Source organism: Flavobacterium sp. (assembly GCF_044348915.1).
GTDB lineage: Bacteria > Bacteroidota > Bacteroidia > Flavobacteriales > Flavobacteriaceae > Flavobacterium.
Window position 1 is genome coordinate 1 of the sequence record NZ_JBIKRX010000158.1, and the last position, 4,310, is coordinate 4,310.

Below are 4,310 nucleotides of genomic sequence, written 5' to 3' on the forward strand. Positions count from 1 at the left end.
GAGCTGATAGCTTGTGTTCTGAATACCGCGCTGCATGTTCTTGAACCCGCCGGTCGATGCCTGGGCGCTGCTCTGCACGTTCTTGATTGCGGAGTTTGCTTGTTCAAGCTGTCGAACGGCCTGGCTTGCCTCGACCGTCACCCGCATTAGAAGTTCGGATTCACTAGCCATTTAATTTGCGCCTCACCAGGAATTTGATTGCCGGCCAGCGTTGGTCTTTCCCAAAGCTGTAACCGAATGGATTCTGCTCGTACCAGACATCGCTGATGACCAGCGACTTGTATTTTCTTGACAGTGAGTTTGCGACGCGCTTAGTGATGCTGACACGAGCTCGAGCTTGCTTGCCCTCTGAGACTCGTTTCGCACGCTTGAGACGTCGAACCAAACTCTGCGCGCCCGTCCAATTGCCGGCCTCCAAATGCCTTGCGTATGCCTCATCGCTTGTGATCCTTATGTCGTCACCTTGCTTGGCCTTGCCTGCCGCCTCAGGAGATGATTTGGCACCATTGATGTAGACCGCCCAAGAGCTTGCAATCCTGCCAGTTGATCTGGCACCGTATGAGTTGGACAAATCAGCGAGCTGAGTGAGGGCCTCTTCGATGGCGGCCACCATGTTGCTGCCGCCCTGGCTGAATTCCCAGCGATAGTTCTTTCTCATCATCTCAGGTGAAATGCCTCGGCGGCCGTCAACAAAGAACCCGGCGAGCTCGTTACCCTTGCGGAGTTGGTCGTTGACAACCTCCATGCCCTTGGCGTAAGCAAAGGCTCGGATCCCACGCGCGCCGAAGTCGAGAAACTCCTTAGGGACCGCAGACCCCTTGACGTATCGATTCCCGACTTTAAGTTGAAGCTCGACTTGCACTTGTCACCCTCATAAATTCAACATCACATCGCTGCAACAACAACACCGCCGCATCTGGTAACTGGTGACGCTTCTGCGCCTCCCAGAAAGTGCCGATCGGTATCGGACCAATTCCCATCCCGATCTGCCTGGCTGTACTGAGCTCAAAAAACAAATTGAGCAGCACATGGTCACCGTCGCAAAACTCTGGCCTCACATCCTCAGGTTTGATCTTGCCTCGTCGGGCGAGAGTCTCGTAAAACGCCTCACGCCCTGCCCATTGCAAAGACCAGGTCAAACCCTTGATCAGTTTTTTGCTTCTGCTTCCAACTTCGTCTCGTAGCCTGGCAAAGCGTTCTGAACCTTGGTCCAGATCTCCTCTTTGGCCAGCGGATACTCGTCCCAGAAATTCGCAGCATCGACACCCTTCACACTGATGACCTGACCAGGAAAGAATGCACGACGCTGTGCGTCCGTCATGTCGAACGGCGTGGCCGCGATATTTCCATCGGCACCGACTGGCAACAACTTGGCCCAGGCGAACATGAAATCGCGATTAGCTGCGATCGGCATCTTGACCGTGATCGTCACTTCAGGAGCATCGTCCAGCGTGAACGACACGCCTTCAGTCAGGCAAAGAGGGAGTCTGTATTTTTCGAGAGACATTTAAATCCTTTAAGAAATAAGGTGGGCGACGAGAGAGGCCTAAGGAGTGTGAGGGACACACCTCAAACGCCGCCCGAAGTGGTTACCAGGTGTAGATATCGAAGTAGCCAGTCTCGGTCGCTGTGGCCGAACCTGAGAAGGCCAGGCTCACCTGCTGGTCAAGACCCTCGGCAGCACCATCAGGGAATGTGAGCTGTACGCCATGCAACAGCACAGTCATCCCGCCGTCTTGATTGCTGACAGTGAATCCAATCGAGACAGGCTCCTGGCTGATTTTCTTGAGCATCAGGCTCCAGTTCTCATCGGCCAGGTAAGTCGAGCCGCTGACCGTGATGGTGGCTGCACCCAGCGAGTACTCGCGAGGCGCAAGCGAGCCCATACAGACCTGGGGCGACAGACCGTTGTTCAGTGTGATCGAAAGTGACTGGATGCAGAAGTCAGCGACTTGGCCGTCAACGATCACCAGGCCAATGTCGCTTGATGCGTTATAAGGCTGGTCGGTGCTTGCGTCAGCGATTGTGCGACCGTCTGTTGTGGCAGGGACCGGCATGGTGTAGCCATTGCCCATGAACATGAACTTGGACTTGGCGATGTTGCCATGGGCCATTTCCAGCATCATCTCGGACACCAGCATGCCTGTGTAGGTGATCGACTTCTCAGTCAAGTCGAGGTATTTCTTCTCGACAGTGTGTGAGATCGGCGTGGTGCCGATTGAGAGCTTCTCAGGACGGGTGATGGTGGCCGAGCCTGTCTCGGTTGCGATTGTCTCTTTGGCGATCTTGATCGAGGCGCCAACAGAATCAACCGAGACAACATACGCCTGGCCGTTGTTTTTCTCTTCAGTAAAACCCGAGAGCATGATCATGTCGCCAGCGACGAACTGGTTTGCTTCTGCGAATGTCAGGCGACGGTCAATCGCATTTACATCTATCGAACTGGTTACCACCAGGGCTGGTACTGCTGTGGGCTGCATCATTGCGGCGCGAATGAATTGCGTCTGGACTGGATCACCACTCAGTTCGCCGTTGATGTCGCCACCAACTTCCAGACCGACCTGGACCTGGCCACCAGCGGTGCGGTCAGAGCGGATCTCTGTGCTTGCTGTTGTGGATGGAGTGCCTGACAGCGACTCGCTGACAAAACGTGCTGTGACAAAATCACCAGCAGCTGGAGTCTGGCCGTAGGTGGCCTCTTCAATTGCTGTGATGCGTACAAGATTAGATGAGGACATTTTTTAACTCCGAATTGATTGATATTGAGAGATAAGGCAAAACCCCTGCCACGCCGATGTTCTCGGGATAGCCGGTGGATCGGTACTGATGACAGGTGAAACTGATTGAATGACGAGCTCGTCGAGCCGCTGGCCGCGCAGCAATCTCTGGAGTTTGTCGCCGAGCGTGATGGCCGTCGATGACACCCAGCCGTTCGGGATTACGATGTGCAACAAAATGGTCCCGCGCTCACGCCACATATTGGCCGGCAGACAATCCACCTCTTCAGTGGATGTGAGATACTCAATGCCGACCCATGGTCTGTCTGTATTGGCTGGGATTGTGGAAATATCGTCAGCGTCATCCACGACAAAAACATCTGTGTCGTGCCAGTTTTCGTGAAGGAAACGCTCAAGCGTCGATCTAGTGAATCCGCTGCTCATCCGATCACCCTGAATTCTGTTGCGTATGTTTCGTTTGAGGATCCGCGACTGATACCATCGGCGGCCTGTGGCACATAAGGTTTGCCATTGATGATCATGCGGTCACTCTTGAGCCGCACTTCGTAACCCTTCAGATCACGATTGAGCAAGATCACCTTGTGCGAGTTCTCAGGAATAACACCTGATAAAAGCTCGGCCTGTGAATAGGCCATGACCTTACCCTTGGCGACACACACCTGGCGATAAGCCGGCGGAGTCGCTGTGTTGTCGAGCGTCTGGATGCTGATGTCGCTGCCGTAGCTGTCCAGCATGCGCGCATACATGTCGCGAACTTGATCTGGATTAAGCATAGCGATTCTTGTGCCTCTCAAGCATATCGACAGTCGATGCACTCAACACACCCACGGAGCCATCGGTGTATTCGTTGGCCGACTGGCCAGATGTTTCGTAGGTCACCTTCGCGACACCGACAATCTCTTCAGACTTCACTACGCGCCCATAACGTCCACCAGATGCAGGTGCAGCAACAGGTGTGTCGCAGACCGGTGGGATATACATCGGCGTGCCGTCTGAGTTGTCGCAAACAAGCGGGATCGTGTCATGCGCGCCGTCTGAACTTACAAACGGAATCTCGCATGCGCCAGGCTCTTCAGTGTTGCCACTGCCAGGTGCTGCGAGACTGTCATAGAGGCTTGCAGCAGTATCCACAATTGCCTTCATCGCCCAGGGAGGCAGAGTCTCGAATCCACCTTCGTATTCAATCAGTACATCCTCGTAAATCCCTGAGGTTGTGCGAACTAGGCCGGTAGATTTGATCACCTTAAAATCATTGACCTTCACGCCGCTGAGTGTCTCAATCGACGCAACAGTGCTGATGGGAAAATTTCTCAACCAGATCGAGGTCGAACCATTTGGCTCTGTGATGTCCTGATAGAAATCAAAATCAAGACTTCGACCAAGAAAGTCCTCGACATAACCCTGTGCCTCGACCAGCAGTGCCGACAAAGTCGCATCCTGACTGTTATCAGTAATGCCGAGGATTCTTTTGAGCATGGCAAGCATGGTTTGTCCTTAATTAAACAGGTTTCAACGCTGCAACGTCAGCCTGAAGCTGCGCGATGAGGGTCTGTTGTTCTTGAATTGCTGCGA

6 protein-coding genes are annotated in these 4,310 nt (G+C 53.7%); all 6 read right to left on the minus strand.

Annotated elements, in window-relative coordinates; all coding sequences use genetic code 11:
- Positions 1-163: 163 nt before the first annotated feature.
- On the minus strand, positions 164-862 hold the full coding sequence (locus ACIQ1E_RS14295) for a hypothetical protein (RefSeq protein WP_396172055.1): 699 nt from the start codon (positions 860-862) through the stop codon (positions 164-166).
- 285 nt (positions 863-1,147) lie between these two features.
- Positions 1,148-1,507 carry a hypothetical protein gene (locus tag ACIQ1E_RS14300; RefSeq protein ID WP_396172057.1) on the minus strand — a complete coding sequence of 120 codons (360 nt, stop codon included), beginning with the start codon at positions 1,505-1,507 and terminating at the stop codon, positions 1,148-1,150.
- An 82-nt stretch (positions 1,508-1,589) separates the two neighbouring features.
- On the minus strand, positions 1,590-2,738 hold the full coding sequence (locus ACIQ1E_RS14305) for a phage tail tube protein (RefSeq protein WP_396172059.1): 1,149 nt from the start codon (positions 2,736-2,738) through the stop codon (positions 1,590-1,592).
- 3 nt (positions 2,739-2,741) lie between these two features.
- A complete protein-coding gene (locus ACIQ1E_RS14310) occupies positions 2,742-3,161 on the minus strand; it encodes a hypothetical protein (RefSeq protein ID WP_396172061.1) in 420 nt (139 codons plus the stop codon).
- On the minus strand, positions 3,158-3,511 hold the full coding sequence (locus tag ACIQ1E_RS14315; RefSeq protein WP_396172063.1) for a hypothetical protein: 354 nt from the start codon (positions 3,509-3,511) through the stop codon (positions 3,158-3,160). The genes ACIQ1E_RS14310 and ACIQ1E_RS14315 overlap by 4 nt, the downstream gene beginning before the upstream one ends.
- Complete coding sequence (locus ACIQ1E_RS14320) at positions 3,504-4,223, minus strand: head-tail connector protein (RefSeq protein WP_396172065.1); 720 nt, start codon at positions 4,221-4,223, stop codon at positions 3,504-3,506. The genes ACIQ1E_RS14315 and ACIQ1E_RS14320 overlap by 8 nt, the downstream gene beginning before the upstream one ends.
- Positions 4,224-4,310: the final 87 nt, after the last annotated feature.